Consider the following 26,682-nt stretch of genomic DNA (forward strand, 5'->3'; position numbering starts at 1 on the left):
ATTTTTATTTATAGTGTATCGCAATTTTAGCCAGTTGCCCCACAATTTGTATAGAGTCTTTCATAGATAGTTTTGAACCATCGGCGTGAATCCATCTTTTTAATGGTTGCTCACAAATCATAGTTTGTACCTTGTCTTTTCCGTAATGTTTACGCATGCGCATAAAAATCTCTACATCAAACAACCAACGGGTAATAAATTTTTTCTGAAAGACTAATTCCACCAATTCTTTGTCCATTATTTTGGCGCCACATTGGGTATCATTAAAGGGCATTTTTAATATAGATCTGATGATTAAATTAATAGTCATACTAATTATTTTTCGTGCAGATTCTTTGGTAATATTAGCACCCATTCTGCTCATACGAGAGCCACTAACAATTTTAAAATCTGATGTTTCCATGGTTTTAACCAAGTCATCAAAATCTCTAAAATCTGTAGATAAATCAGCATCTAAATATCCAATGTAATCTAATTGTGGATCTTTGGCTAAATGTAACATTCCTTGGCGTACTGCCTCAGCTTTACCACCATTCTTCTCACAATTATAAACACTTATTTTATTTTCATTCCCTTTGCGTAATTCTTCTAGTACTTCTAAGGTACTGTCTGTACTCCCATCATTAACAAAACATAAATGGTAGCCAAGATTATTGTGTACAAAATTTCTAAATGCCTCTCCAGATAACCTTTCTTCTTCGTTATAGCAAGGTATCACCACTCCAACGCAGTATTGTTGCAACATTTGACCTTCACTTTTAGTTTTTGTAGTGACGGTATTTTCTGGATTGCCTATAATACGTTTTACACGTGCCGCTACTTCACTTAAACTCACGGGCTTTTTCATGTAATCATCGATGCCTAAATCAAAACCGTCAACAATTATTTGTTCATCAGTATTGCCAGACATCACCATGATAGGTGTTTTGGACTTCTCCTCTAATCGAATGTGTTTTACAACTTCCAGTCCAGATAATCCTGGCATGTTAATATCAACAATAACTAAATTAGGGTTAAAATCTTTAAATATTTCGATTCCTTTTTCTCCAGAATCTGCAATTTTTACGTCGTATCCCAACTCAATTAGTCTTTTTTGCAAAGACATAAGAATTAATTGCTGGTCATCAATGGCTAAGATTTTCATGGGTGTGGGGTATTATAATTTGGTTTTTTTGTTATGATTTGTTACAAAAATAGTTTGTGAGTCATTTGAATATCTTCCGTAGTTGTTCAATGGCCAATAGCTGTAGACGAATTGTATATAGCAGGTGACGATTGCATCATTAGTTTCGATTTAAATTTTATAATTATATGTAAATTCTTACAATTAAAAGAGTAAACAACTATAATATAACGTGATTTTAAGTTTATTGTTATATCCCCCTAATAAATTTATTATTTTATATCTTTGATTTTGTTGTATTTTCTTACTATGACTTTCTAAATGAAGAAAAAAACCAATACCCTTTTAATATTAGCTTTAATTGTAGGACTTGCTTTTCATGGTTCAGCCATTTTTTTTACTTTAGAATCTACTTATGATGCCCTAATACACTTATTTTTTGCCGATCACTATGCTAATTCATGGTTTGATCCTTGGGAATATAGGTGGTACACTGGTTTTACAGTACAATCTTATCCGCCTTTGGTGCACCAGGTAATTGGTATTCTCTCTTATATTGGCGGCTTAAAGTTTGGAATGTATACGGTAGCGTTATTAGCTATCGTATTATTTATTACTGGGGTTTATAGGTATACGCTGCTCATGACCGGCAGTAGAAGAATCGCGGGTTATGGTTCTATTTTAGCTGTTTTTTCATCTACCTTCGTAGAAACCCTTCATATTTTTGGGCAATTACCTAGTATTACGGCGCTTTCTATACTATTGCATTCCATGCCCGAAATATACTTGTGGATAAGAACAGGTAAAACCAGGTATTTTCTAACAAGTGTTTCTATGCTTGCCGTTACAGTGACTTCTCATCACGTCACTCCAATATTTGGAATGGTATTTTTTATAGCACCATTAATTGGTATGGCTGTTATGGATGCCGCTCGGGAACGTGTGGATTCTTACAAAGATCTTTCATTTAAAATTTTCTGGAACACCACCTTAAAGCATTTTTGGCGCATAGCAAAGTTTGGTATTACCAGTATTTTTCTAATCGTATTCTGTATTTTTCCATATTGGTATAACTCTAAACGTAACCCTATAACTCAGGTAGCTATTCCACATGGTTCCCGTGATAATTTTTTAGAAGTTACTTCATCCGGTCTCGTATTTTTTGTAATTCCTTGGGGTATATTTCTTTTTGTTTTGCCTTATTTTTTCTATAGATATTTTAGTAAAAGATATATTTTCTTTGGCTTATCATTTGCCTTACTTACTATTTTAGGTACAGGTGGTACTACACCCATTCCGCTGATGATGCTAGGAGAAAATGCATTTAATATCCTAACCTTAGATCGTTTTACCCTATGGGCTACCATTATGGCATTACCCATTTTTGCAGAATTCGCTTATAGGATGGTAGAGGGCGATTTAAAGGTTCTTGTGCAAGAGAAATTTGGTGGAGTGTATCACAGAGTTTTGGGCGGATTGATTGCTGGCGGAATGTTATTTGTGGTTTTATTCACCATGACCTTAGGCTATTTTAGACCATCGCAACCTGCAAAAATTAATGTATTGCCTATTGTAAATTTTTTGGGTGCAGATTCGCATGATTCTTGGCGGTATTTGCCTTTAGGTTTTGGAGATCAAATGGCTTGGCTTTCGGCGCAAACGAAAGCGATGACTGTAGATGGTAATTACCATTCCGCAAGAAGGTTACCAGAATTAACGACGAGGGCTATTGAGCGTATTGAAAACTCCAAGTTTAGAGGCGTAGAAGGTATAGGATCCTTACAGCAGTTTTTAACGGTGCCAGAGAAATACAATTTAAAGTATATATTTTCCAATGATAAATTTTATGACCCCATTTTATATTATTGTGGTTGGCAGCGGTTACAGCAATTAGAAAATGGTATTATGGTTTGGGAAAAATTAAATGTCCCACCCATTCCGCAAATTATACCAAAGGAGGACGTGCCTACCATCATGAAAATTATGTGGGGAATTATTCCTCTGTCCACTGTACTTATCGCATTTATAATAAATATTCAGCTTATTTGGGTCCGACTTTTAAAATCTAGAAAAATAGAGCCTCCCTCTTTTATGAAGCTAGAATTACCCTATACAAAGTTCTCTTACAAACTTTTAATCATCTCTCACATTTGGGCATTGATTGTATTAATTTGCTTAGGATATGGTATCTATCTATTCTATGTCAAAAATGTAGCACAGCATTCCGCGCAGAATGTAGTAGAGGCATACTATGATGCTTTGGATTTTAAAGAATTTAATAGGGCTCACAAATATCTAGATCCAAATAGTAATATTACCATTGCGCAATACATGTTGGAAGTTTCTGTTACCGATGGTATCCTTAGTTCTTATGCTAAAATGGATTCACTGCATGTAGAGATTTTTGATGAAACACCAACTAGTGCTAAAGCGAAAGTAGAAACTAGATGGATTACGCCATTAGAAAACTTATACAGTAGTGATTATCATGAGCTTATTAAGAGGAAAAATAAATGGTATATAAAACCGTCAAAATTTGACAATGATGTTCCTCCAGATCAATTATTTACAGCAAATACTACGACCTTTTATAACCATGGTAGAAGAAAGATATCAACACAACAAACCTATCACGAAGATGTTTTAAAGCAACCTGTATTAGAAATATTAAGTGCCAAATTGGTAAAAAATAAAGGGCAGTTTAGTATCATAGGCGAATTACAGAATGTAGATAATGTTCCTGCGGATATTGTGGTAAAAGCAACCCTTTATAATGACGATAATAAAGAATTGGCCAATTACAATGCGAAGTACCATATGAAGCATAAATTAATGCCCAAAGAAACCACAGCTTTTAAAATAAACTTTGAAGGTATAGCCTGGTCCTCTACAAAAGATACCTTACCGCCTACATTTGATCCAGACCAATTTACACCCATGAATTTTGAGGATCAACCCACAAAGTTTAACCTGCAATCTGCAGGGAATGTTGCCAATACAGATTTATATAAAGGGGTTGCATTGCAAGATTTAGAGTATACAGCGCAAGGTTTTAATGGCGTTCTTTTTAATTCTGGTGTTCAGGAGGTTACCATTCCACAATTAATCATATCTTACTATAGCAAAGACCATGAATTGCTATGGGTAGATCATGCTTTTGTGCCAGAAGGGGTTCGTATTCAAAGAAAGCAGTTCTTTAATTATATACCGGAACGATTGGATAGTCTAGAGGTAATTAACAGCAGTTTAAAGAATTGTTTTGTAAATGGATTACCTAATTCAGCCGTTGCCGATAAAATTTTTCCTGATAGAAAACTCAGCCATGGTCCAAGTCAAACCCAGCCTTTTAAAGGAGTAGGGTATGACTATATAAAATTTGAAATTAACAGCTATATCGGAAATCCAAAGTAATATGCATAAAAATTTATTCATATGTATTTGTTTCATTCTTATAGGATGTTCTTCAAAAAAAGAAGCGCCTAAAAACCGTATTCTTAGTAATGCCAAATTAGTAAGCACTACCAGTAATTATATCGCTGGTGATGCCATAACCATAGCTTTTAAAACAGAAACCCAATCTCCAGATCTTAAGCTACAAGTTAGAAATGCCTTTGGAACCTTATTATTGTCACCCCAAGACACAGAGGGATCTATAATTTTTTCTCTTCCAAAGAATTTTTCACGTATGGCCGGAAAATGTCACTGGAAATTGCTTCAAGCGAAGCATACCATTTTAAAAGGTGAAATTAATATACGTCCAAATATAGAAAAAGGAACCAATATGGAAACCTATTTTGGACCCAGAAGTATAACGGCAGGAGACAATGATTATTCCATGTTAGTCATTGCTCCCACAGATGTATATGATAATCCTGTACCTCCTGGAACGGAGGTAACAATAAAAACACAATTCTTAAATTCTATTGATGCGTATAAGGTTACGACCAATAACCTAATGGCTTGGTATAATGTTAGAGCCACAAAAACATCTGGTAGAATATTAGTAACTTCAGCTTGTAATGGTACCACATCAAAAGAACTAACGACGATAGTGTACCCTTCTAATTCAACCAATTTTACAATAGAAGCATTTAGAGATCATGGGTATGCAGATGGGAACCAGATATTAAAACTAAGATCGGATATCATTTATGATAAATTCGGGAATGTAGTGAGCGACGGAACATTGGTGACTTTTGTTATTAAGAATGATAAAGATGCATACTTATACACAGTGGGCACTACACTAGGGGGTGTGGTAGAAGGGAGAACTTTGCACCCATCAGAGACAGTAAATTGGGAGATTCAAGCATTTATAACAGGAGCTTCAGAAAGCAATACCATAGAGGTACCTTTTAAAACTGCAATTTCAGATTATAGCGTTTATTTTTCAAAGGGAAATAGAAATATAGACATAGGACCGTTAGAAAGTTTTATGAACCAATTGGTGCCCGATGGTATTCTGGTGCAATTAGATATTTATTCAGCAGGTGGAGCATTTGTTGAAACAAGAAAAACGACGACTAAAAAAGGAGTGAGTACTATTTTTATCAATCCAGAGTATTTACCCAATGGCACTTATAAATTAGTGGTAAAAGCAGCAGGGATAACTAAGGAGTTTACAAAAGAACTAAATGGCATTTAAATTAAATAAAACAATTTATAGAATCATCATCATCGTAACATTTGTGGGTGTAAATGCATTTATACTTTCAGGTATTGGTTCTGCATGGGTGTTTTTAAATACGGGTGCAGACCGTACCTCTATGTTGCATTTAGAGGTGCCTATGGATGAGGTGTATAGGCCTAGTATAGAATGGACAGATTTGGAGAATCCAGGCAGACCTATAGAAGAACAGACCTTAGGTGAGATTACCAGTGATTATTTTAATGCTTGGCACGTACGGAACATCGCCTTTAAAAAGAATGATTATTACGGAATTGAAGATTTTTATACAGATAGTGCACGCGTGCGTTTGTATGATAATATAGACCTTAATTTAAAAAATAATAATTGGTATAAACGCACAACCCTTAGTCATAAAGGAGCTATAGATTTTTATAGTACCGATGGAACCATGGTGGTCTTTAAGGATTATAATGTTGAGGAATATCAAGAAACATATGTGGGAGAGGAATTAATATTGGCAGAAAAAGATACGACCAGTTACCATGTGATGATGCTTTTAGAAGATGGCTTTTGGCGTATAAGACATTTACAGGAAATTGAAAATAATATTGATACCACAAAAATAGCGGATCGTGACATTGCTGCTAAAATTGAAAAAATAAATGAATTAAAAGGGATCAACTATTACCCTAAAGATTCGCCTTGGGATACTTTTGGAAAGCGATTTAATGACACTATAATAGCTCAGGATTTTACAATTATAAAAAAAATGGGGCTAAATTCTATTCGTATTTTTGTACAGTACGAAGATTTTGGCAAGAGTATGGTAGATTATAAAAAGATAGCCGCTCTTAAGAAAGTTTTAGATATAGCAGAGCAGCAGCACTTAGATGTTCTTATCACGTTATTTGATTTTTATGGAGATTATGATGTTTCTAATTGGACATTAACACACCGTCATGCAGAAGCAATTGTAAATGCCGTAAAAGACCATCCTGCATTATTAGGTTGGGATTTAAAGAATGAGCCAGATTTAGATTTTGAATCTCGTGGGCGTTTACGGGTATTAGGTTGGCTAGAACAAATGATAGCAAACATTAAAAAGTGGGATAGAAACCACCCCGTAACCATAGGCTGGTCTTCTCCAGAAGCTGCGGTGGAATTAGCAGATCAAGTAGATTTTGTTTCCTATCATTATTATAAAGAAGCTAGTAAATTTAAAGTTGCGCATCATAAATTAGCCAAGGCTGTTCCTTCAAAGCCTAAACTATTACAAGAATATGGAGTTTCCTCTTATAAAGGATTGTGGAATTTATATAGTGGTGCTAATGAAGAAGGGCAGCTTCACTATTATGAAGAAATGCAAGCGATATTATATCAAGAAAAGATTCCTTTCATGTTCTGGACCTTATATGACTTTGAAAAGGTGCCTAGCGCAGTTGCAGGTAGTCTCCCTTGGAAGTCAAAAAAACAGCACTTCTTTGGTTGTTTAGATTCTTTAGGAAATCCTAAGCCTTCGTTTAAAGTATTATCAAATTTAAAATAATCTAGTTATTTTGCTTCAATGTACTCCAGCACTATCTTAAGTTAATTGTGTTTTAGTAGGGTATAAAAAATAAAGGAGAGTAGACCACAACATCTCTCTCCTTTAACACACATAATCACTAACCAAAATTGTAAATACGTTTAAATTTTTTAGTTCGCTGCTTTTTAAAAAAGGGAGAGTAGACCACAACATCTCTCTCCCTAACACACATAACCACTAACCAATTTTAAATATCGTTGTATAATTTTTTTAAGGTGATAATGATTAAATAAAGGAGAGTAGACCACAACATCCCTCTCCTTTAACACACATAATCACTAACCAAAATTTTGCATTGCCTCTGCTTTTTTACAGAAGCAATACGCGTATTGTATTTTTTTTTAAGCCTGTTCCTCTTGTAATTTAGGTAATGGCGATTTCTTTTCTATAATAGTATTAAAATGCGTTAAGTACATTTCGGCTATTCGAGACATAGGTAAAGAACATGCAGCGGTATAGTTGGTATGTCCTAAACTTCTTCTGTAGGTGTCATTCGTAATTATATTTTGTATGGCATCGGCTAATGAATTAGGATTGTCCGCATCAAAAAATTCTCCTCTGTAGCCTTCTTCTTTAACAAGAATACTTAAATCTCCCAAATCAGGCAGGGCAACCGCATTCCCATAACTTCCTGCTTGGTGTAATACACCTGAACTCCCTGTAGTAGACGTGTATGGAAATACAACAACGGCACTATCTCTAAATATTTTTTCTACATCTTCTTCAGCAACATACCCTGTAAATCGTACTTGAGGTACTGTACTGTATTTTGTTTTCATAGCCTCTAAATACCCGGGTGTATTGGGACTATCGGTACCGGCGATAACTATTTCAATATCTTCTTGAGTTCTTTTTCTTATAAGCTCAACAGCTTCTATTAAGACCTCTACCTTCTTGTAGGTACCAAATTTTCCAAAAGCCATTACTTGTTTAGGTCCTTCTGGCAAATTATACGAAGGAGTAGGAGGGGTCTCAAAAGCTCCATGCGGAACTAAAGCTATATTTTTAGCATGGTATTTCCCTTCTAAAATAGTAACATATTTGCTTATCGTTACAGCAACGACATCAGAAGCTAAAACAAACCTCGTTAAGGTAGTTCCAATAAAATTATATATTTTTTGTAATAGTTTATTCTCTGTAAATCCTGCACTTTCTAAATCTACTTGTTCTAAAATATTGTGTAATAAAGAAATGGTAGGAATGCCTTTAAACTTGCATATAGCAGGTAAAAGAAGTCCTAAAGCTGCAGGGATTTTTTTATCTCCGAATTTTAAAAATTGAAGATTAAATAATACAGCATCTGGTTTAGTTTGGTTGAGTGCTTTATTGACGCTAAAAATATTTCCGTAACTATTAAAACTCCAACATTCTTTTACTGTTATTTTACATCCGTTTTCAGTAAAGGCCAAATCTTTTTTTCCTTCGGTCTTGTCACAAATAAGAATAAGCTCGGTGACCTGATCTTGTAATCTGAAATGTTTTACTAAGTGATAACCATATTCTGTTAAGGTTACTTTACTTGGTGGATAAGCTGTGACGATAGCTAGTTTCATGGTATGGCTTTTTATGATTTGGTTTGTGTTTTACAAATATGGTTTGTTATTGGCTTTTATGTTTTTAGTATCCGCCAAGGTTCGTTTTACTGTCGTTGAATGAAAAGACGCTTTCGATAAATAGATCTATTCATTATAATTTTGATTTTTTTAGTAGGAAATAAATGATTTGTACCGCTAGTAAAATAGCCATTGCCATAATTTGTACTTGTACTACTATTTCTAAAGTGTCATGATAAAACACTACTAATGCAATTTGAGACATGCCTAACAGCCCTGATAGTATTACGGGTACATAATGGTCTAATGACAAGAAATAATAGGCAAATATGTTTCCAATAGCGAATAATGATGTAGCTAAAGCGTATTGCCATAATAAACCAGCCATAGAAATATAGGCATCACCAAACATGATGGTAATGATAAACTCGGGCATGATATAGCAGGCTGTTACAATAACCGCAGATAAAAGTCCTATGTACCCCACATATTTAAATAATATGGGAGCAGTTGGTTCTCCATCTTTTTGCTTCTGTACCACAGTTGGTAATAATAACATGACAAACATCCAAGCGACAAAATAAACAACTCTTCCTATCAATGCTAGTGAGGCATAAAGGCCTGCATCTAAAGCATCAAAATAATGTTTAACAAGAAGAATATCGCTATTGTTAATGATAATTTGAGTAAATTCATAGCAGGCGGTAAGGATCATAAACTTAGTTACTCGCTTTGCGTTCTCTGGTAATAATTTTGCTTTGGATGTAAAGGATAAACCTTTTAACTCTGAAGGAATAAGTCCGAATATAAAGGAAATACCTATACCTAAAGCAACTAAAAAAGAGGATTCTAAAGGAACAAATAGTAAGAGCGCTAAAGTAATTAGCAATCTACTCCACATTTCAGTTTGGTAGGTTATCGATAAGTTTTTAAAATCTTGATTCCCTTGGTAATTTCCTCGGTTTACACTCATGAAAAAGTATAAAGGCACACCAATACCAAATAGTATAAACATCCAATGGCTTTTGGTATGAAAGAGTTCTTGTAAATTTTTAGAAAATAGGATGATGAGTATTCCTGCAATAGTTCCAAAAAGAGTAGCGTGTTTATAGCTTCTGTTTTTAAAACTCAACCATTGATCTCCTGAAAATAATACAGCAAATTTGGCGGTAGCCAGTTGAAAAGTCATTCCTACAAATGATAATACTAATAATAAGGTAATTAATAAGGCAGCTTCAGCAAATGCTTCAGGTCCTAATAAACGCCCTAGTAACAAATTGTATATGTAATTGCCACCATTTACCAATAAAACACTACCCATGAACAACTGCTCTGGCGTAATTTTTTTAAATAAAATTTTAATGGTAGACATTCTAATTTGGTTAAATGGTTTGGTTAACAGCCTTTCTTCAAAAGCACATAGTTATAACGTTAAAACTTCAAAATATTGTAAGATTATTCCTATATTTTATTAGATATGAATAAAATAATAATTGAAAATCTGTTCTTATTTCTTTCAAATAACGCGTTCTAAAGCTGTTTTTTATTATGGAATTCGTTGAATAACCTATTGTTGTAGATGAGTATACAATTTCTTCCTTCCAAAATAAAATCGGACAGTATAGCTTTACTATGATTAAAAAAATAGTAATGAATGCTAATATTTTCGATAAAATACCGTTATTTAAAATGTAGTAAAAAACGTACAAAATATTCCATGCAAAAGTTTATCCTTATTATAGCACTACTTTTCTGTCAATTACTATTGTCTCAAGCAGATGATATGACCAAAGGTTTCAAATTACTTGAAAAAGGCGATTTTGAATTGGCAGAGTCTTTTTTTAAAGCATATCTAGTAGAATACCCCGACAATAAAACGGCAAAACTTTGCTACGGTAGGGCGGTAGGACTTAGCGGAGAGCCAGAAAAAGCAAACTCCATGTTTAAGTCCTTATTAGTAGACTATCCAGGAGATTTTGAAATTCAGATCAATTATAATGAATCTTTTCTTTGGGATAAAAAGTTTATTGAAGCGGAGCCTTTATATAAGGAGTTAGTTTTAGAAAACCCAGAAAATTTTGGGGCTGTATTAGGGTATGCCAATACCTTATCCAACTTAAAAAAGTATAGCAAAGCTTTAGAAATGGTGAATAGAGCTATCGCCCTACAGCCAGAAAATGAAAGTGCCAAGGTTTCAAGGAAATATATGAAATTAGGGTATGCGAATAGTTATGTGAATAACCAAGAATACCAGAAAGGAATAAACTACTTAAATGAAATATTTGAAGATTTTCCAGAAGATAAAGATGCTTTATTAAATCTAGCCAATGTTTATCTTATTATAAAAGATACAGAAAAGGCTAAGGATACCTATATCCGTTTGGCAACAAGTCCTAAAGATTCTATTACAGCATTAAATGGGATTGCGCTTGCAGAACATATTGGTGAGAATGATAAAGAAGCTTTACGTGTTGCCATACAGGCAAAAGAAAAAGTAAATACTATTGATGATACAAAATTAAAGGAGCAAACTTATGATCGGTATGTGCAAGCCCTTATTTGGAATAATAAATACGGAAAAGCAAAAGAAGAAATTACGGTATTAGAAGAATTGTATCCAGAAAAAAACTGGTTTGCAGCTCTAAAAGCTACTCGTGGTATGTATACGGCAGATTTTAAAACAAGCCTCGCTAACTATGATGCTATTTTAGCAAGAGATAGTGCTTCGTTTGACGGTAATTTAGGAAAGGCAAATGCCCTTTTTGCATCGGATAAAATAATACCCGCTTATGAAGCTGCATTTCAAACCTTGAAAATCTTTGACAAACAAAAAGATGCCCAAGGTTTTATAGAGAAGCTTAACATCCAATTTACGCCCAGTGTGGAAGAGCATATAGCATATACTTTTGATAATGGAAATAACGTAGCCTATTCAAGCAATACCAGTTTTAATGTCCCTATTACAACCAGATTATTAACCACACTAAGCTATCAATACAGAAATACCGAAAATTCTGTTACCCTAAATAAAGCACAATCGCATGTATTACTTGGGGGGATAAGTTATAAGCTTATGCCTAAAACAAATTTGAAGGCTATTATTGGAATAAATAATTCAAGTTTTACAGATGTATCTTATACACAGCCTGTTTTTGATATTAAACTTCAAACACAACCATTTAGGCTTCAAAGTTTAGATTTGGGATACCAAAGAGAAGTGCAAAGTTTTAATGCGGAATTAATTGAACGAGAAATTGTAATGAATCATTTTGGGTTGAATTATAATTTAGGGACCAATTTTAAACTAGGTTGGTATACCCAATTAATGCATACGAGACAAACGGATGATAACATACGGAATTTACTTTTTACGTCGCTTTATTATAATGTTTTTAAAAAGCCTGCATTTAAAGTGGGATTAAATTTTCAGTACATTACTTTTAAAGACCAATTACCTACCATTTATTTTAGTCCAGAGACGTACCAAGCATTTGAATTGTTTGGTGATTTAAGAGGTAAATTCTCGGATAAGACCACGTATATGCTAAGTGCCGCTTCAGGATTACAAAAAGTTGAAGAAGACGATCAGACTGTGATTTTTAGAGCCGAAGTAGGGGTAAAGCATCAATTTAATAAAAGATGGAATGCAGAGATATACGGTAAGTATAGTAATATAGCTTCAGCTACTGCCGCTGGTTTTGAATTTACAGAAATAGGTTTGAAAGTAAAATGGTTGTTTCTTAAAGAGCCTTTTTACTTTAAGAAGCTGAAGAAAAATAATGAATAACTCATCAATATATGCTTGGTGAAATTTTAAGAAATAAAAAAACTCCGCTGATTAATTTTAGCGGAGTTTTTAAGTAGTTGAGCAAATTATTGCTGAATGTGATCAGCATAAAGGATTTAAAGTATTTTTTATCTGACGTTTCCTACGAGATATTTAAACGAGCTGTAAAGTAAAAAAAGAAGGTACTACAGTAAATTAAGCCTTCGCATTAACTCTGGCCGGTTAGACCTACTTATAGGGATTACACTCTTTTCAATTAAAACGCTATTGTCTTCAATATCAATAATTTTAGTAAAATTAATAATATAAGAGCGGTGAATTTGTAAAAACATATTTTCAGGTAATTTATCCTTAATACTCTTAAGGGTATTATGAACACGATAGTTTTTAGTGATCGTTTTTACTTCAATATAATCGCCTTTTGCTTCTACAACTAGTATTTCATTCAACTTTAGTTTAATTAGCCTTCTATCAATATTAATGTAAATATCATCTTCTGCATTAGAAGCTGTTTTTGTCGTTACTGCTGCAGGGGTTTTACTTTTTTCTAAAGCTGTTTTTACTTTTACAATAGATTTTTCAAAACGATCTTGAGTAATAGGTTTTACCAAATAATCTACAATAGCTTCGTATTCATAGGCCTCAATAGCAAAATTTGTATCTGAAGTTGTCAATACTATTCTAGGAGGGTTTTTTAGTGTTTGAACAAAATCTATACCTGTAAAACCTGGCATATGAATGTCTAAAAAGACCACATCAACAGTTTGTTGATTTAAGAATTTCATAGCATCCATGGCATTAGAAAAAGATTCAATAACATCTAAATCTGGAATTTTGGTACATAATTGCTCCACAATCATTCGTGCTGCACCTTCATCGTCTACTATAATACAGTTCATAAATTATAGGTTTTTAATGTAGTTTTCAATTTTGTTTAAGATAAATAAAAATTTATCATTAAGTGAGGCGTCTCCTTTTTTTAGATCCTCCTCATAAATAACAGAAAGTTTATAATCTTCTTTTAAGCCAAGTATGTTTAGCTTATGTTTCAATTTATGTACGATAGACGCAGTGTCTTTAAAATTTTCTGCAGTGATACATCGTATGTACTCCTGTTTTTCTAAAGGTATTTCTTCTCTTAATACAGCGATGAATTTCTGCTCAAATTCGATGTCGTCACCGGATAAGTCTTTTATATAGTCAAGATTTGGTTGCTGTTCCATATTATTTTTTTAATGTAAAATATAGTGTAGTTCCTTTATTTTCTTCAGATTCTAACCAAATATCACCTTCATAAATATTTACTACTTTTTTTACTAGTGCTAAACCAATGCCTGAAGCATTAGAATCATTTTCTAATTTTTTGAACATATTGAAAATACTTTCTTGATGTTTTTTAGCAATACCTCTACCATTGTCGGCAACGGAGAATTTCCAAAAATCTTTATCGTCAATATGCTGAATACTAATTATCCCTTTTTCTAAGTGTTCTGTAGCGGTAACAGCATTCGTTATTAAATTTTTAAATAGCTGTTCTATTTTATACTTCTCTGTTAAAAATGTAGGTAGTTTACCTTCAATTTTTACTTCAATATTTTCAGGAATGAAAATTGTTTTTGTTATTTCGTCTATTAGATTCGTTATATTCAGCTGTATGTGTTCTTCTTCTAAGGAGTCTATAACGGCATGTCTTAAAATACCATCAATAAGTGCATCCATCTTTTGAAGATTTTGAGATACTAGATTACAATTTTCTACACTGGCAGGTGAAAATTTTTCTTTTTCGTCATCTAAAATCCAACACATTAAAGCATTTATATTTCTAATAGGCGATTTCAAATCATGCGACACCATATGTGCATAGTCATTTAAGGAGGCATTTTGACGCTCTAAATTTTTAAGCAACGTATTTTTTTCTGCAGTCATTTTTACAATATCCTTTGCCTGCTTTTCTATTTTAGCGGCTAATTCTAAAGCATCTATCTCTAAGGTATCTTTGCTTTTAGCCTCTTCATTTTCTGTGCTACTAGAGTCATTTAATACCCGAATAGCTCTCTCTAAAATGTTTAGCGTCTTACGCTGACTTTCTGCTTCTGCACGTAACACTTTATTTGCTTGTGTTAATTCTTTAGAACTAATACTCATGGCTCTTTGCACCATTTCTGCTTTATCATCATAATCCTTATAAGAATTATTAATGGCATCTAAAAAAGCAGCAATCTCCCCAGAATCCTTGAGATTCTCAGGTAAATGTTTTCTGATTTGTCTTTTTAAGAGTGAGTGCATTATTCGCTAATCAGAGTTAAGGTCATAGTTTGATTGTGTAATTTACATCCAATTTGATTAGAAAATGGCGATAATTCCCCGTAGGAATAAAACCCAGTTACCACTGCTTGATTGCCAATAGCTTCTATTACCTCTTCTATTTCTTCTTCTGTTCGTTGGTTCATAACCAATTTTCTACCAATGCAACTTACCAATAAAGCTAGGTCTGGTTTTTTTGTTCTCGTACGCATGGCGTACATAGCTGCTTTGGCTGCGCCTTCTGCAATATCATCTACAGTAGACATCATTAATTGTACGGTGGATCCTTCTGGCACATCACCAGCTAAAATCATGGTATTGGCCTTTTCATCAATATTTAAAATTGTTCTAACGACAACCTCACTGCTATCTTTTACTCGTAAACTTAAAGGGTATAATAGGGCTGCTTGTGGTAATTCATTGGCCTTATCACCTAAATATTTTTTATATAAATCTAAGGCTGGCTGTCCGTCTAGCTCATACAGAACATTGTTTACAGATTTTGTAATAACGCGTTCTGGACCAAAAGAAGACCAGCCACCATAATTGGCACAGGTAATTTCTAAGGATTCTCCATAGAGTCCTATTGCAATGATTTCTCCTATCTTTGGGTTCTCATTAAAGGAAGAGACTGTTTTTTCAAACCGAGCCCCATCACCACAGAGTCCGCCTGTAATCGTGGTTTTGTCAGAATTATTTTTTTCAAGACCTTTTATAAGTGCTGATCCGTTTATTAAACTTCCTTCAGATACAATAAAAAGATGTTTTAAATTTTGTGAATCAAATTTGCTAGATAATTTTTCTCCTAATCGTTCAGAATCAGCATTAAAATTGTTTATGTTTTCTGAATGTATGACATACGAACTTTTTTCAAATTCTATAGCAGTAATAACGATGCTATCATCAAAAACATTTTCACCTAGAATTTCACCAGATGTAGAACCAAAGACTAAATTCCCGTCTGGGAAAATAGCTTTTACTTCCGCATAGATGGTTGCAGATTCTAATAGAAATCTATTTCCAAAAACGAGTACAAGCGGATTCTTTAAATCTTTCTTCTCGGATTTAAATTCCCATTCTTTGCCTTTATGTTTTACTACTTGAATAGTTTTCATTATATTATTTTTTTAGGGTGAAGAAAAATGTTGTTCCAACCCCAATTTCACTTTCTAGCCAAACTTGGCCTTCGTATAAGTCTATAATTTTCTTCACAATAGAAAGTCCTATTCCTGTAGAACGTTCTTTATTACCTACAGATTGAAAAATCTTAAATATTTTTTCATGGTATTCCTTTGGGATACCCACTCCATTATCTTTTACACTAAACTGCCAATGAGTTTTGGTTTCTATACAACCAATTTCTACCAAGCCGTTCTCTCGTTCAATATGAACAACAGCGTTACTTAAAAAGTTTTGTATGAGTTGATGTACTTTAGTCCTATCTGCATGGATTGTAGGTAATTTACTGGTAACAATTACCTTAACATGCGCTGGAATATAAATGATATCTGTAATCTCTTTAATTACTTCATTTACATCAACATCGGTATTTTCAATATTATCACTGTTAATGGTAGAATATTTTAAGATACCATCAATAAGGCTGTCCATAGCTTCAACTTTCTCTTGCATCATGGCTAAATTATACGTTCCATTCGCGTCTAATTTATCTTTGTAATCTTCATTAAGCCAAGTGCATAAAGCGCTAATACTTCGTAAAGGCGATTTTAAATCGTGAGAAACTATATGAGCGTATTCTTGTAAGCCTATATTACTCTTTTCTAATTCTTTTACAAGGTTCTCTTTTTGTAATTCCAGTTGTTTTTGACCGGTAATATCTAAATGAATGCCTAAAGATCCAATAACTTTGCCTGAATCATTGTATCGTGGAGCGCCACTAATTAACCAATGTTTTATTGCACCATCTTTACCAATTACTTCAATTTCATAGGAATCAGATTCACCTTTAAGTCTTTTATTAATTTTACCTGTAACAATATCGGGGTTGGTAATTTGTATAATATCGGTAGCTTTTTTACCTAATAATTCTTTTTCCGTAAAACCACTCATATTACAGAAACTCTGGTTTACAGTCAAAATAATTTCATTCGTATTCACCTCTAATAAACCGAGATTCATATTTGCAATAATGCTACTGTACTTTTCTTTTTGGACTTCTAAATTTCGCTTATAATTACGAGAAATGGTCACATCGGTATAGGTCCATAAATGTCCGTTATAAACCCCTTTGTTAAATATTGGAATATAATCTCTTTCAAGGATTCTACCATCGGCCATTTCTAGCTCGTCAGAAAGTGTTAAAGTTTTATTTTGTATTATTTCATTTATTCTTTTTACTTCAAAATCAGGCTGTTTAAACAGCTCTTTATTATCCTCCATGGCTTTAAAACAGTCGATGCCAATGAGTCTGTGCGGAGGAGCATCAATATCAAAAAAGTCGCAAAACATTTTATTAGCGAGTACAATGTTTCTTTGCTCATCTTCTACTAAAATTCCCGTATGTAAATTGGCAATTAAAGAAGAGAGTCTGTTTTCTGAAGCTTTTAATTGTTCTTCTGCCTCAAGCTCTTTGGTAATGTCTTCAACGATAATTACTTTAAAAACTATTTTTCCAAACTGATTTTTAACAGCGCTTACCGCTGTTTTAGTAAAGAGCTGTTTTCCATTTTTCTTAATGAATGTTCTAACTACAGAGAAGTTTTCTACTTCTCCATCGTCCATTTTTTTCATTAAGTTTTCAGACTCAGTAGTATGTTCAGATTTAGAGAGCGCATCTAAAGATTGTTTTTTGAGTTCTTCAATAGAGTACCCTAATAAGTTTACAATAGCATTGTTTGCTTTAATAATAGTCTCATTATCAGTTAATATAATTCCCAAAGGAGAATTTTCTACAATGATGTCTAGTTGTTTACGTTGATTGGCTAAAAGTTCCTTAATTTCAGAATCTTGGCTAATATCTCTTATAATACCTTGGGCACCAATAGGAGTTCTGTTTTTGTCATAGATGATGCTACCATTGACTTCAACGTGTTTAATATCGCCGTTTTTCAATACTAATTTAGGACGATAATTTTTTATAGTGCCAACTTCTACTAAAGATTTAAATGAATTGTAGGTGTATTCAATATAATCTTTGTGAATTAAAGAACTTAAATCTACGTTTTCATTAGGTTCGCAGCCTAGAAAATCTCTAGCGGCATCGTTCATTTTTATAACGGAACCAGAAAGGTCCATCACCACATATGGATCTATAATATTTATAAAAATCTCGTTTAGTTCTGATGATTTTTCAGAGAGTAGACTCTCTAAGCGACTATTGACTTCTTGTAAATGGCGCGCAGTATCGTAGAGCTCCTTAGATTTAGCTTCCAAGATGCTCTCCGCTTGTTTACGAGCCTTTACTTGCCGGTCAAGAGCACGTTTTAATAAAGTGACTTCTTTGTTATCCATTCTGGACAATATCAAATTTTACTTCAGTACCATCTTCTTTTAAAAGTTCGTAGGTAATTGTAGCAGTACCGTTAAAATGTTCAAATGTTTTTTCAATTAATCCGTGCGCTAAACGGTATAAGCCTCGAGATGAGGAATACACCATGGAAATTGAATTGTCTGTTTTATCTAGAATTTTGAAACTCGGTAGTTCCGCTTCAGGATATAATTTCTTTACATGCACATGAATATGATCTTCAATGGCATAAAGGAGACTTATAGGGTTGGTGTAATTTTCAATTACTTCGGGGTGTGAGCTTCCTAACCCATTAAAGAGGTAAAGTCCGAAGGCATAAATAAGATCGCCCATTGGCGCTTTAACTTCATCGCTAAGACTGGTAATTAAGCTTACCATTTCATTAAAGTTATAGGTGCCAACAGAAGTATAAATACCTTCTGAAGGCAGATTAGAATTTTCTATGATGGTATCTACAACTTCTAAACCGAACTTGAGTTCTACCATTTCTAAAAATTCTGTAAATACAACACCTTTCATATCTAAATATTAATTTCACTTTAAAAGTAGGAAAATTAGTACCCGTTATGAAAAAAATGTTGTGAAATGACAAAAACCTTATGCCTTTACTAGCTCATTCGTTTGCCAATACTCAAAAACAGTTTTTAATTTAGCTTCGTAATCTTCATATCTTAGGGGCTTAATTACATAACCTGCAATCCCTATTCTGTAACATTCTAACAAATCTGCTCTATTCTCAGAAGTGGTTAAAACAATAGTAGGTAAGTATCTGTAGTTAGGGTCTGCTTTTATAATTTCAAGAAATTCAATGCCACTCATTCTTGGCATGTTCAAATCTAACAGAATAATATCTGGTAATTTTGTACTAGATTTTAAAATTTCTAAAGCTTGTTCACCGTTCTTTGCCTCAATAATATTATGTTTTAATTGAAGTTTAGAAACAGTTCTTTGTAGCTTCATAGTCTCAATCGTGTCGTCTTCAATAAATAATACGTCCATAGCTTAATAAATTATAATGCAAATATTTCATTTTATCTCGTATTAAAATTCGCTAAGTAGATGAATAGCTAATAAGTATCGGTGAGTGGTAATTCTATATAGACTAACATAAATCCATGAGGTATAAGTGACTGTCGTTTAAAGAGATTCCTTAATAGTGTGGATCTTTTTTTTGCGGATCTGCTAAGAGATTGCAAATGTTCTTAGTTGTTCTAAAAAAAAGCGCTAAATTAATCCTCTTAAAACTGTATCAATTTGAATCCATACTACGTTCTAGGCATTATTGCTATTTACTTTATTATTTTAATGGTTATTTCTCATTTCACTTCTAAAAACGGGAGCGATGAGTCTTATTTTACGGGAGACCGTCAATCGCCTTGGTTTTTAGTAGCCTTTGGTATGGTAGGCGCTGGGCTCTCTGGAGTAACTTTTGTATCGCTTCCGGGAATGGTAGGGAACAATAACTTCTATTTCTATCAATTTATATTAGGGAATGTAGTAGGGTATTTGTTTATCACTTTTGTTTTAATTCCGCTTTATTTTAAGCTTAAATTGGTTTCCATTTATGGTTATTTAAAAGAACGGTTTGGCGTAAATTCTTATAAAACAGGGTCTTTGTTTTTTTTAATATCACAATCTTTTGGCGCAGCCCTCCGCTTGTTATTGGCTTCTAAAATTCTACAGTTTGCTCTTTTCGATGCGCTGAATGTTCCATTTTTTATTACGGTAATTATCATTCTTTTATTGGTGTGGTTGTACACCAATAAATCAGGGATTAAAACTATTGTTTGGACAGATACCTTACAAACCACCTTCTTGATTTTAGGAGCTGTTATTTCTATTTATGCGATCACTACCTCATTAAATTTAAATTTTACTACAGCGATTACTGCTGTTGCAGACCATCGTTATTTTGATATTTTTAATTGGGACGGTGCTTCTGGAAATAATTTTTACAAGCAATTTATTGCAGGGATTTTAGTAGCTATTGCCATGATAGGTTTAGATCAGAACATGATGCAAAAAACCCTCACCTGTAAAAACCAATGGGATGCTCAGAAAAATACGCTGACCTACAGTTTAATATTGGCGGCAACTCAGTTTTTGTTCTTAGGTCTTGGCGTTTTATTATACATCTATGCAGAGAAAAACGGAATAGCTATTCCTGTTAATGATGCAGGAGAATTGATCCATACAGATACCTTATTCCCTAATCTAGCTTTAAATCACCTAGGTGCTTTTGCAGCCATATTTTTCTTATTAGGAATTATTGCTGCCTCTTTTTCAAGTGTAGATTCTTCTTTAACCGCTTTAACAACATCATTTACCTATGATTTTTTAGATATTTCAGAAAAATCTGGAGCACAGCGTAAAAGTTTAAAAAACAAAGTACTGCTTGGGTTTTCTGTAATTATATTTACCATTATTATGCTTTTTGCAAATAGTAAAGGCGATGTAATCTCGTTAATCTTTAAAGTTGCAGGGTATACTTACGGGCCGTTGTTAGGTTTATTTCTATTAGGAATGTTTACTAAAATTACACTTAAAGATAAATGGGTTCCTTTTGTTTGCCTTCTAGCACCTTTTGCTACCTATTTGTTAAGTGAGTTCTTAATATCAAAATTTCAGTTCGATTTTGGTTTTGTGAACATCGCCGTTAATGCTGGCTTAACTATTCTAGGTTTATTGCTTTTGCGAAAAAAGTAAGCTTAACATTTTCATAGGATTACGATAGAGGTAGGCTGATTGTTATTCCTTAGTATTGTGATTGATTTAAAACATATACGATGAAACTAGTAAATTTTTTACTTACCATTTTTTGCTTTTCAGCTATGGGTTACGGACAAGTGACTTCTATCATGAGTTATAATATACGTTTAGATGTGGCCTCAGATGGAGAAAATGCATGGCCCTTGCGAAAGGATTTTGTAGTAGATCAATTAAAATTCTATAGTCCTGATATTTTTGGTATTCAAGAAGGAACACCACAACAGACTGCTTATTTAGCAACGCAATTAAAAGACTATAAATTTATTGGTGTGGGCCGAGATGGAGGAGATAAAGGAGAATATTCTGCTATTTTCTATAATTCATCACAATTTACGGTTACGGAAGAAAATACCTTTTGGCTATCTGAAACCCCCAAAGAAGCTTCTATGGATTGGGATGCTGCTTGCAATAGAGTGTGTACCTATGGATTGTTTACCAACAAGGATACAAAAGAAAAGTTTTGGGTATTTAATACGCACTTAGATCATAAAGGAGCTATAGCTAGAGTCAAAGGTGTGCAATTGATTCTGGATAAAATAAAACAGTTAAATACAAAAGACTATCCTGTAGTCTTAACAGGAGATTTTAATCTAGAGCCTAATGATGCTGTTATTGCTAGCGTGAAGAAGGTGTTAAGCGACGCTAAGGAGGTGGCCCGTCTAAGTTTTGGACCAGAAGGTACATTTAACGCTTTTAAATTTACTACAGCCGTAAAAAGAAGGATAGACTATATATTTATCACTCCAACTACTATGAACGTTACTAAATATGCGGTATTGAGTGATTCTAAAGACTTAAAATATCCTTCAGATCATTTGCCAGTGTATATTGAGTTTGAAATTAAATGAAGGTAAATCAGATTTTTTTTTAAACCCTAATGCATTCATAATTAAGTTTTTGCAAAGTTAAATTTAACATTCTTAAAATTACTTAAAATTTAGTTGCAGATTATTTATTGAAAACAGTATATTTGCAGCCTCTAAGAATTAAATTTAATTCTTTCAGTGTAGGTGGCATAGCTCAGCTGGATAGAGCACCTGCCTTCTAAGCAGGCGGTCGAAGGTTCGAATCCTTCTGCCATCACATCAAAAGTCTCTGAATTTTCAGAGACTTTTTTTGTTTTTATACTTTCGTATTCTCCTTATTCATGAAAACGCACTCCGTAACTATAGAAAATTTACGTGTATTTCATCGTAAATTAGAAATAATATACCATCAGTTTACCTATTTAGCTTATTTTTAGCTGTTCAGTAGTAAGGGTCTGGTACAAAGATTCTTAATGATAATTTATCTTCTTGTATACACTAGTAGTACAATTGTGTTATCCTTCTACAGTTAAACAGTACAAGCACCAGTAACCTATGGCTTTTCTAGCAAAACTCTTTATCAACGGAGAACAACGCAATGTTCTCAATGGTAATTATGTATACCATCAACTTCTTGATGCTAGGGGGAAGCCTAAGGCAAATGTGGAAGGCGGACAAATAAACTTTGTCATAGAAGCTACCGGTGATGATGCTTTGTTTCATTTATGGATGTTAGATGATTACCAAATGTATGATGGGTATATCCGTTTCTTTAAAAAGGATGGGTTGAGTAAATTGTTTGATTTTGAATTCGCCAATTGCTGTTGCGTAGGGTTACAAGAACAATTTAGCGCTACGGGTCATGACCCGTTAAAAATGGAACTCACCATTACTCCAGGGATACAGCGTGTACGGGATGTCATCTTTGAGAAAGTTTGGAACCCGAGTAATCCGTTTGCGGAGGCGCCTCCTGTAGCTATTGAAGAAATACCTCAGACCAAGATTACCAGGATTTCATGGGTAAATACAGATGAACAACAAGAGGATATTACAGAAATTGGAGTAACTCAACAAGTTAGTTTAATTGTTGAGATAAATAATCCAGTGGGAACAACTGTAAATATTATGATAGTAAAAGAGGATGGGACCGAATTTGAAAGCGGTAAAACTCAACTTTCTTTTACAGAATCTGTTACAGAAGATGGCCTAGTTGAAATCACACCTTTTGAAATAAAAGAGCAATGGGAAGAATTTAAAACTTCGGATATTGACAAACTTATTGCAAAAGTAGAGCATAATGGAAAGAGCAAGAATAGTGAAGTATTAGAAATTAAACCTAAACCAAAAGCTACGCTCCATTTTAGACCACATAGTTCTTGGAAAGGGGAATTTGGTTTTGATTGGATGCGTATTGGAGATACAAATATAGATGGGGATGTTCCTTATGAAGAAAATGTAGGGGAATACGGAAAAATTCCGGCAACAAAACCAGGAGCAGTTTTTACGCCTGCAAAATATAAAAATTTAGAAAAAAGATATGATCCCCAAAACATCAACAACAGAAAAGGTTCATCCGGTAATACGATAGAATATTACACGCCTTGGTTGAGTATATTTAAAGGCTCTAATTCAACAGAAATTCCATATGCTGAATTAGAGTTACTTACTGAAATTGATGTTATGCCTGATGAACTATACATTGAATTTTCTAAAAAATATTTTGATATTGTAGGAGCCATAGAGTCTCCAGATGACTCAACCTTAAAACACTTTAAATTAGTTACTGCTATGAAAAATGTTACCACAGCAGGAAGCCCAAATAAGATAAACATACAATTACAATGTGTAGAAAATTTACCCAAAGATGAGACCATTAAAGTTTGGGCGGCAAATAAGAATAGTAATGGTACACTAGATACACCTATACTATCTGGAATGCTTAAAGTAAAAGCAAATGACAAGAAAAATAGGAGGGTCAGTAAAATTGTATTTGTAAACGTACTAACTGATATTAATACTCGGGGTTGTTATGTGGATGGAATTAGCCCTGAGGATTTAATTGTTCAAGAAAAATATCTTAGCCCATTCTTAAAACAAGCATTGATAAGTATTGATATTGAAAATAGCACCTTAGATTTATCTGATTTAACGAAACCCGAAGTACAGACCCTTCATAAAGAGTTTAAAATTTTTGATCCTTTAATTAGTAAGCGTATTTTTAATAAGTATAGTGATAGTAAAGGCAAGAGTTTAGGGAGTTATTTAAAAAAACAATTTAAGTCTGACTCTAGTAATGCCAAGTACAAAAACTATTATAAAGTATTTTTTCTTGGTGAGTATGGAGGAACTTTGCATCCGATTACGGGAGAGATTACACCTTTAGGAGGGCATGCGAACGGTATTAAATCTAAGGAGTGCGTGATGTACAAAAAACCATTACCGTCTTTTGTAGCTCATGAGTTGATGCATTGTATGGGGCTTGAACATAGTTTTAATAACGATGCATCGCATACCTTCAAAATAGGTCAAACAGAAAATATTATGGACTATTCCCATCTTTCAGAATATGCTAAATCTCCTAAAGGGCCTCTTAAACAGATTAGTACTTGGGAATGGCAGTGGAAAAAGTTGAAGAGAAAAAATGAAAAAGAAAAATAAGTATGAAAACAATATTTAAATTTTGTAGGCTTCCCTAAAAATAGGACAGTTTATAATTCGAATTTACTAACTTTAAATTCAAACTGTCACAATGAAAAACAGCAAATTTAGCGAGAGCCAGATTATTAAAGCTCTTAAGGAAAATGAACAAGGAAGATCCGTAGGTGATTTATCTAGAGAATTAGGAATTGACAAAAGCACCTTCTACTATTGGAGAAAGAAGTACGGCGGTATGGAACAACAGCAGCTTAAACGTTTAAAAGAACTTGAAGAAGAGAACAATAAACTTAAACAGATGTATGCTGATGTGAGTCTTGATAATAAGATGCTTAAAGACGTATTGTCAAAAAAGTTCTAAAGCCTTCCGACAAGAGAGTTCGTGTAAAGTATCTCATCAAAAGGTTTGTAATTCCTATCATCCGTGCCTGTAATATTGTAGGACTGAGTAGATCGATGTGGTATTACCAAAGTAAGAAAGATGATAGTGAGGTTATTGATAAGCTAACAGCGTTAGCGGAATCATACCCAACTAGAGGTTTTGATGAATATTATTATAAGATCCGTCGTGAAGGCTTAAAATGGAACAGAAAACGAGTGTTACGTGTGTACCGTGAGATGAAACTCAGTCTGCGCCGTAAACATAAAAAACGTTTGGTTAAACGTATAAAACAACCTTTAGAAACACCTTTAACATTAAATGAGTGTTGGAGTATGGATTTTATGAGCGATGCCCTTACTGATGGTAGAAAGCTCAGAGTGTTTAATGTTATAGACGACTGTAATCGGGAAGCTCTAGCAATAGACGCAGGACTTTCTTATCCAGCAAGAGCTGTTGTAGAAACTCTTGAATGCCTAAAAGAGGAAATAGGAATACCCAAATATGTAAGATGTGATAATGGCCCGGAGTTTATCTCTAAGACTTTTATGAACTGGTGTAAAAAGAACTTTATAGAAATTAAATATACCCAACCGGGAAAGCCAATGCAAAATGGATATATAGAACGATTTAACCGTTTCTTTAGGGAGGATATATTAGATGCCTATTATTTCAATGACATTTATCAACTTCAAAAAATAAGCGACAACTGGAGAGAAGACTATAATTTTAATCACCCGCATAAATCTTTAGGTAATATATCACCTAAAGAATTCATGCCCAGATTTGATGAAGAATTTAAATTCTTCATCAAATCTGGGCTAAATAATAATTATTTATCGAAATTAGAGGTGTCCTAAGAAGGGGAAGTCTACAATTTCTATGCACACTTTATATAATAAACTGCTCTGGGCAAATAATACAAAATAAAACAATGACTACTCAATTTACAGATAAAGCAATAACAGCGCAAAGTTATCAAATTAAAAAGGCTGATACTGTGTTTATGAAAAATGATAAATTGGACGTCCTTAAATTAGATAAAAAGGCTAACAGTACATCGGTAGCCAAAGGATCCGAAAATTATAGGCAATATGATTATGAGGAAACCCTTAGTACTGGTATATACATATATATAAGAGGTAATAATTTAACCGGATATCAAAAAACAATAAGACAAAAAGATGCTGTTTTTGAAGATATATATCAATACTACCCATCTGGAACTATAAAAATGTATGGGAATTTTTATATAAATGGTTTTAACAATGATATACAGTATTGGTATGACGAACAGGGTACTATTAAAAGCTATAAGAATCACGATGAACCCTATGAATTTAGTTGGAAAGATGTTCAAAGATTTTTAGGAGAACATAAAATAAAAAAAGAGGAGATTGTAGAAATACATAGATCAGACGAATCTGGAGATTATATATGGGCTATAATTTATAAGCCACAAGAATTAATTAATACCGCTAATGTTAAAGCTTTTCACCTAGATGCTAAAACTGGTAAAATAATAAAAGAACTTATATTTAGCACAGCCCGGCATCTAGATTAAGTAAAGTTTTCCTCTGCTAGCGCGCGCGTCACGCTCGTAG

20 protein-coding genes and 1 tRNA gene are annotated in these 26,682 nt (G+C 33.5%); 11 read left to right on the forward strand and 10 right to left on the reverse strand.

All coding sequences use genetic code 11. The features are described from left to right. Positions 1–4: 4 nt before the first annotated feature. Positions 5–1,144, reverse strand: a complete 1,140-nt coding sequence (locus tag GQR94_RS15540; protein WP_158976678.1) for a response regulator — start codon at positions 1,142–1,144, stop codon at positions 5–7. A gap of 300 nt (positions 1,145–1,444) precedes the next feature. Between GQR94_RS15540 and GQR94_RS15545 the strand changes: the two genes are divergently transcribed. From GQR94_RS15545 to GQR94_RS15555, 3 genes are read left to right on the forward strand one after another with little or no spacing between them, the layout of a single operon-like run. After that, the gene (locus tag GQR94_RS15545; protein ID WP_158976680.1) at positions 1,445–4,534 is read left to right on the forward strand and encodes a hypothetical protein; all 3,090 of its coding nucleotides are present in this window, start codon (positions 1,445–1,447) and stop codon (positions 4,532–4,534) included. Between the two features lies 1 nt (position 4,535). Then, on the forward strand, positions 4,536–5,768 hold the full coding sequence (locus GQR94_RS15550; RefSeq protein ID WP_158976682.1) for a hypothetical protein: 1,233 nt from the start codon (positions 4,536–4,538) through the stop codon (positions 5,766–5,768). Beyond that, a complete protein-coding gene (locus tag GQR94_RS15555) occupies positions 5,758–7,299 on the forward strand; it encodes a glycoside hydrolase family 2 TIM barrel-domain containing protein (RefSeq protein ID WP_158976684.1) in 1,542 nt (513 codons plus the stop codon). Before GQR94_RS15550 ends, GQR94_RS15555 begins: the two co-directional genes overlap by 11 nt. A gap of 380 nt (positions 7,300–7,679) precedes the next feature. Here the strand turns inward: GQR94_RS15555 and GQR94_RS15560 are convergent, their stop codons facing one another. Both GQR94_RS15560 and GQR94_RS15565 read right to left on the reverse strand, forming a co-directional pair. Further along, entirely contained in the window at positions 7,680–8,891 is a 1,212-nt protein-coding gene (locus tag GQR94_RS15560) for a glycosyltransferase (RefSeq protein ID WP_158976686.1), read from the reverse strand. Positions 8,892–9,024: 133 nt separating this feature from the next. Beyond that, on the reverse strand, positions 9,025–10,263 hold the full coding sequence (locus GQR94_RS15565) for a sugar isomerase (protein WP_158976688.1): 1,239 nt from the start codon (positions 10,261–10,263) through the stop codon (positions 9,025–9,027). Between the two features lie 345 nt (positions 10,264–10,608). Between GQR94_RS15565 and GQR94_RS15570 the strand changes: the two genes are divergently transcribed. After that, positions 10,609–12,678 (forward strand): lipopolysaccharide assembly protein LapB, encoded by a 2,070-nt coding sequence (locus tag GQR94_RS15570; protein WP_233268351.1) that lies wholly within the window; start codon positions 10,609–10,611, stop codon positions 12,676–12,678. Positions 12,679–12,863: 185 nt separating this feature from the next. Here the strand turns inward: GQR94_RS15570 and GQR94_RS15575 are convergent, their stop codons facing one another. The 7 genes from GQR94_RS15575 to GQR94_RS15605 form a co-directional block, all read right to left on the reverse strand. Further along, complete coding sequence (locus GQR94_RS15575; RefSeq protein WP_158976692.1) at positions 12,864–13,577, reverse strand: LytTR family DNA-binding domain-containing protein; 714 nt, start codon at positions 13,575–13,577, stop codon at positions 12,864–12,866. 3 nt (positions 13,578–13,580) lie between these two features. Then, on the reverse strand, positions 13,581–13,901 hold the full coding sequence (locus GQR94_RS15580; RefSeq protein WP_158976694.1) for an Hpt domain-containing protein: 321 nt from the start codon (positions 13,899–13,901) through the stop codon (positions 13,581–13,583). A 1-nt stretch (position 13,902) separates the two neighbouring features. Then, positions 13,903–14,964 carry an ATP-binding protein gene (locus GQR94_RS15585; RefSeq protein WP_158976696.1) on the reverse strand — a complete coding sequence of 354 codons (1,062 nt, stop codon included), beginning with the start codon at positions 14,962–14,964 and terminating at the stop codon, positions 13,903–13,905. Then, positions 14,964–16,097: an FIST signal transduction protein gene (locus tag GQR94_RS15590; protein ID WP_158976698.1), complete on the reverse strand. Its 1,134-nt coding sequence runs from the start codon at positions 16,095–16,097 to the stop codon at positions 14,964–14,966. Before GQR94_RS15590 ends, GQR94_RS15585 begins: the two co-directional genes overlap by 1 nt. Before the next feature lie 4 nt (positions 16,098–16,101). Continuing rightward, positions 16,102–18,453 carry a PAS domain-containing sensor histidine kinase gene (locus GQR94_RS15595; protein WP_158976700.1) on the reverse strand — a complete coding sequence of 784 codons (2,352 nt, stop codon included), beginning with the start codon at positions 18,451–18,453 and terminating at the stop codon, positions 16,102–16,104. Next, complete coding sequence (locus GQR94_RS15600) at positions 18,446–18,988, reverse strand: heme NO-binding domain-containing protein (protein ID WP_158976702.1); 543 nt, start codon at positions 18,986–18,988, stop codon at positions 18,446–18,448. The genes GQR94_RS15595 and GQR94_RS15600 overlap by 8 nt, the downstream gene beginning before the upstream one ends. A gap of 78 nt (positions 18,989–19,066) precedes the next feature. Then, a complete protein-coding gene (locus GQR94_RS15605; protein ID WP_158976704.1) occupies positions 19,067–19,468 on the reverse strand; it encodes a response regulator in 402 nt (133 codons plus the stop codon). 255 nt (positions 19,469–19,723) lie between these two features. On the opposite strand from GQR94_RS15605, the gene GQR94_RS15610 reads away from it, so the two are divergent. From GQR94_RS15610 to GQR94_RS15635, 7 genes are all read left to right on the forward strand, one after another. After that, entirely contained in the window at positions 19,724–21,175 is a 1,452-nt protein-coding gene (locus GQR94_RS15610; protein WP_158976706.1) for a sodium:solute symporter, read from the forward strand. Between the two features lie 80 nt (positions 21,176–21,255). Next, positions 21,256–22,086, forward strand: coding sequence for an endonuclease/exonuclease/phosphatase family protein (locus GQR94_RS15615; RefSeq protein WP_158976708.1), 831 nt, complete (start codon positions 21,256–21,258; stop codon positions 22,084–22,086). Positions 22,087–22,247: 161 nt separating this feature from the next. Beyond that, positions 22,248–22,321: transfer RNA gene (locus GQR94_RS15620), tRNA-Arg, on the forward strand. A 278-nt stretch (positions 22,322–22,599) separates the two neighbouring features. Beyond that, complete coding sequence (gene tssD, locus GQR94_RS15625) at positions 22,600–24,702, forward strand: type VI secretion system tube protein TssD (protein WP_158976710.1); 2,103 nt, start codon at positions 22,600–22,602, stop codon at positions 24,700–24,702. 91 nt (positions 24,703–24,793) lie between these two features. Then, positions 24,794–25,060, forward strand: a complete 267-nt coding sequence (locus GQR94_RS22480; protein WP_034669045.1) for a transposase — start codon at positions 24,794–24,796, stop codon at positions 25,058–25,060. Between the two features lie 35 nt (positions 25,061–25,095). Beyond that, positions 25,096–25,938, forward strand: coding sequence for an IS3 family transposase (locus GQR94_RS15630; protein ID WP_233268683.1), 843 nt, complete (start codon positions 25,096–25,098; stop codon positions 25,936–25,938). 74 nt (positions 25,939–26,012) lie between these two features. Further along, the gene (locus tag GQR94_RS15635; protein WP_158976712.1) at positions 26,013–26,642 is read left to right on the forward strand and encodes a hypothetical protein; all 630 of its coding nucleotides are present in this window, start codon (positions 26,013–26,015) and stop codon (positions 26,640–26,642) included. Positions 26,643–26,682 lie beyond the last annotated feature (40 nt).

The sequence above is a fragment of the Cellulophaga sp. L1A9 genome (genome assembly GCF_009797025.1).
Classification (GTDB): Bacteria; Bacteroidota; Bacteroidia; order Flavobacteriales; family Flavobacteriaceae; genus Cellulophaga.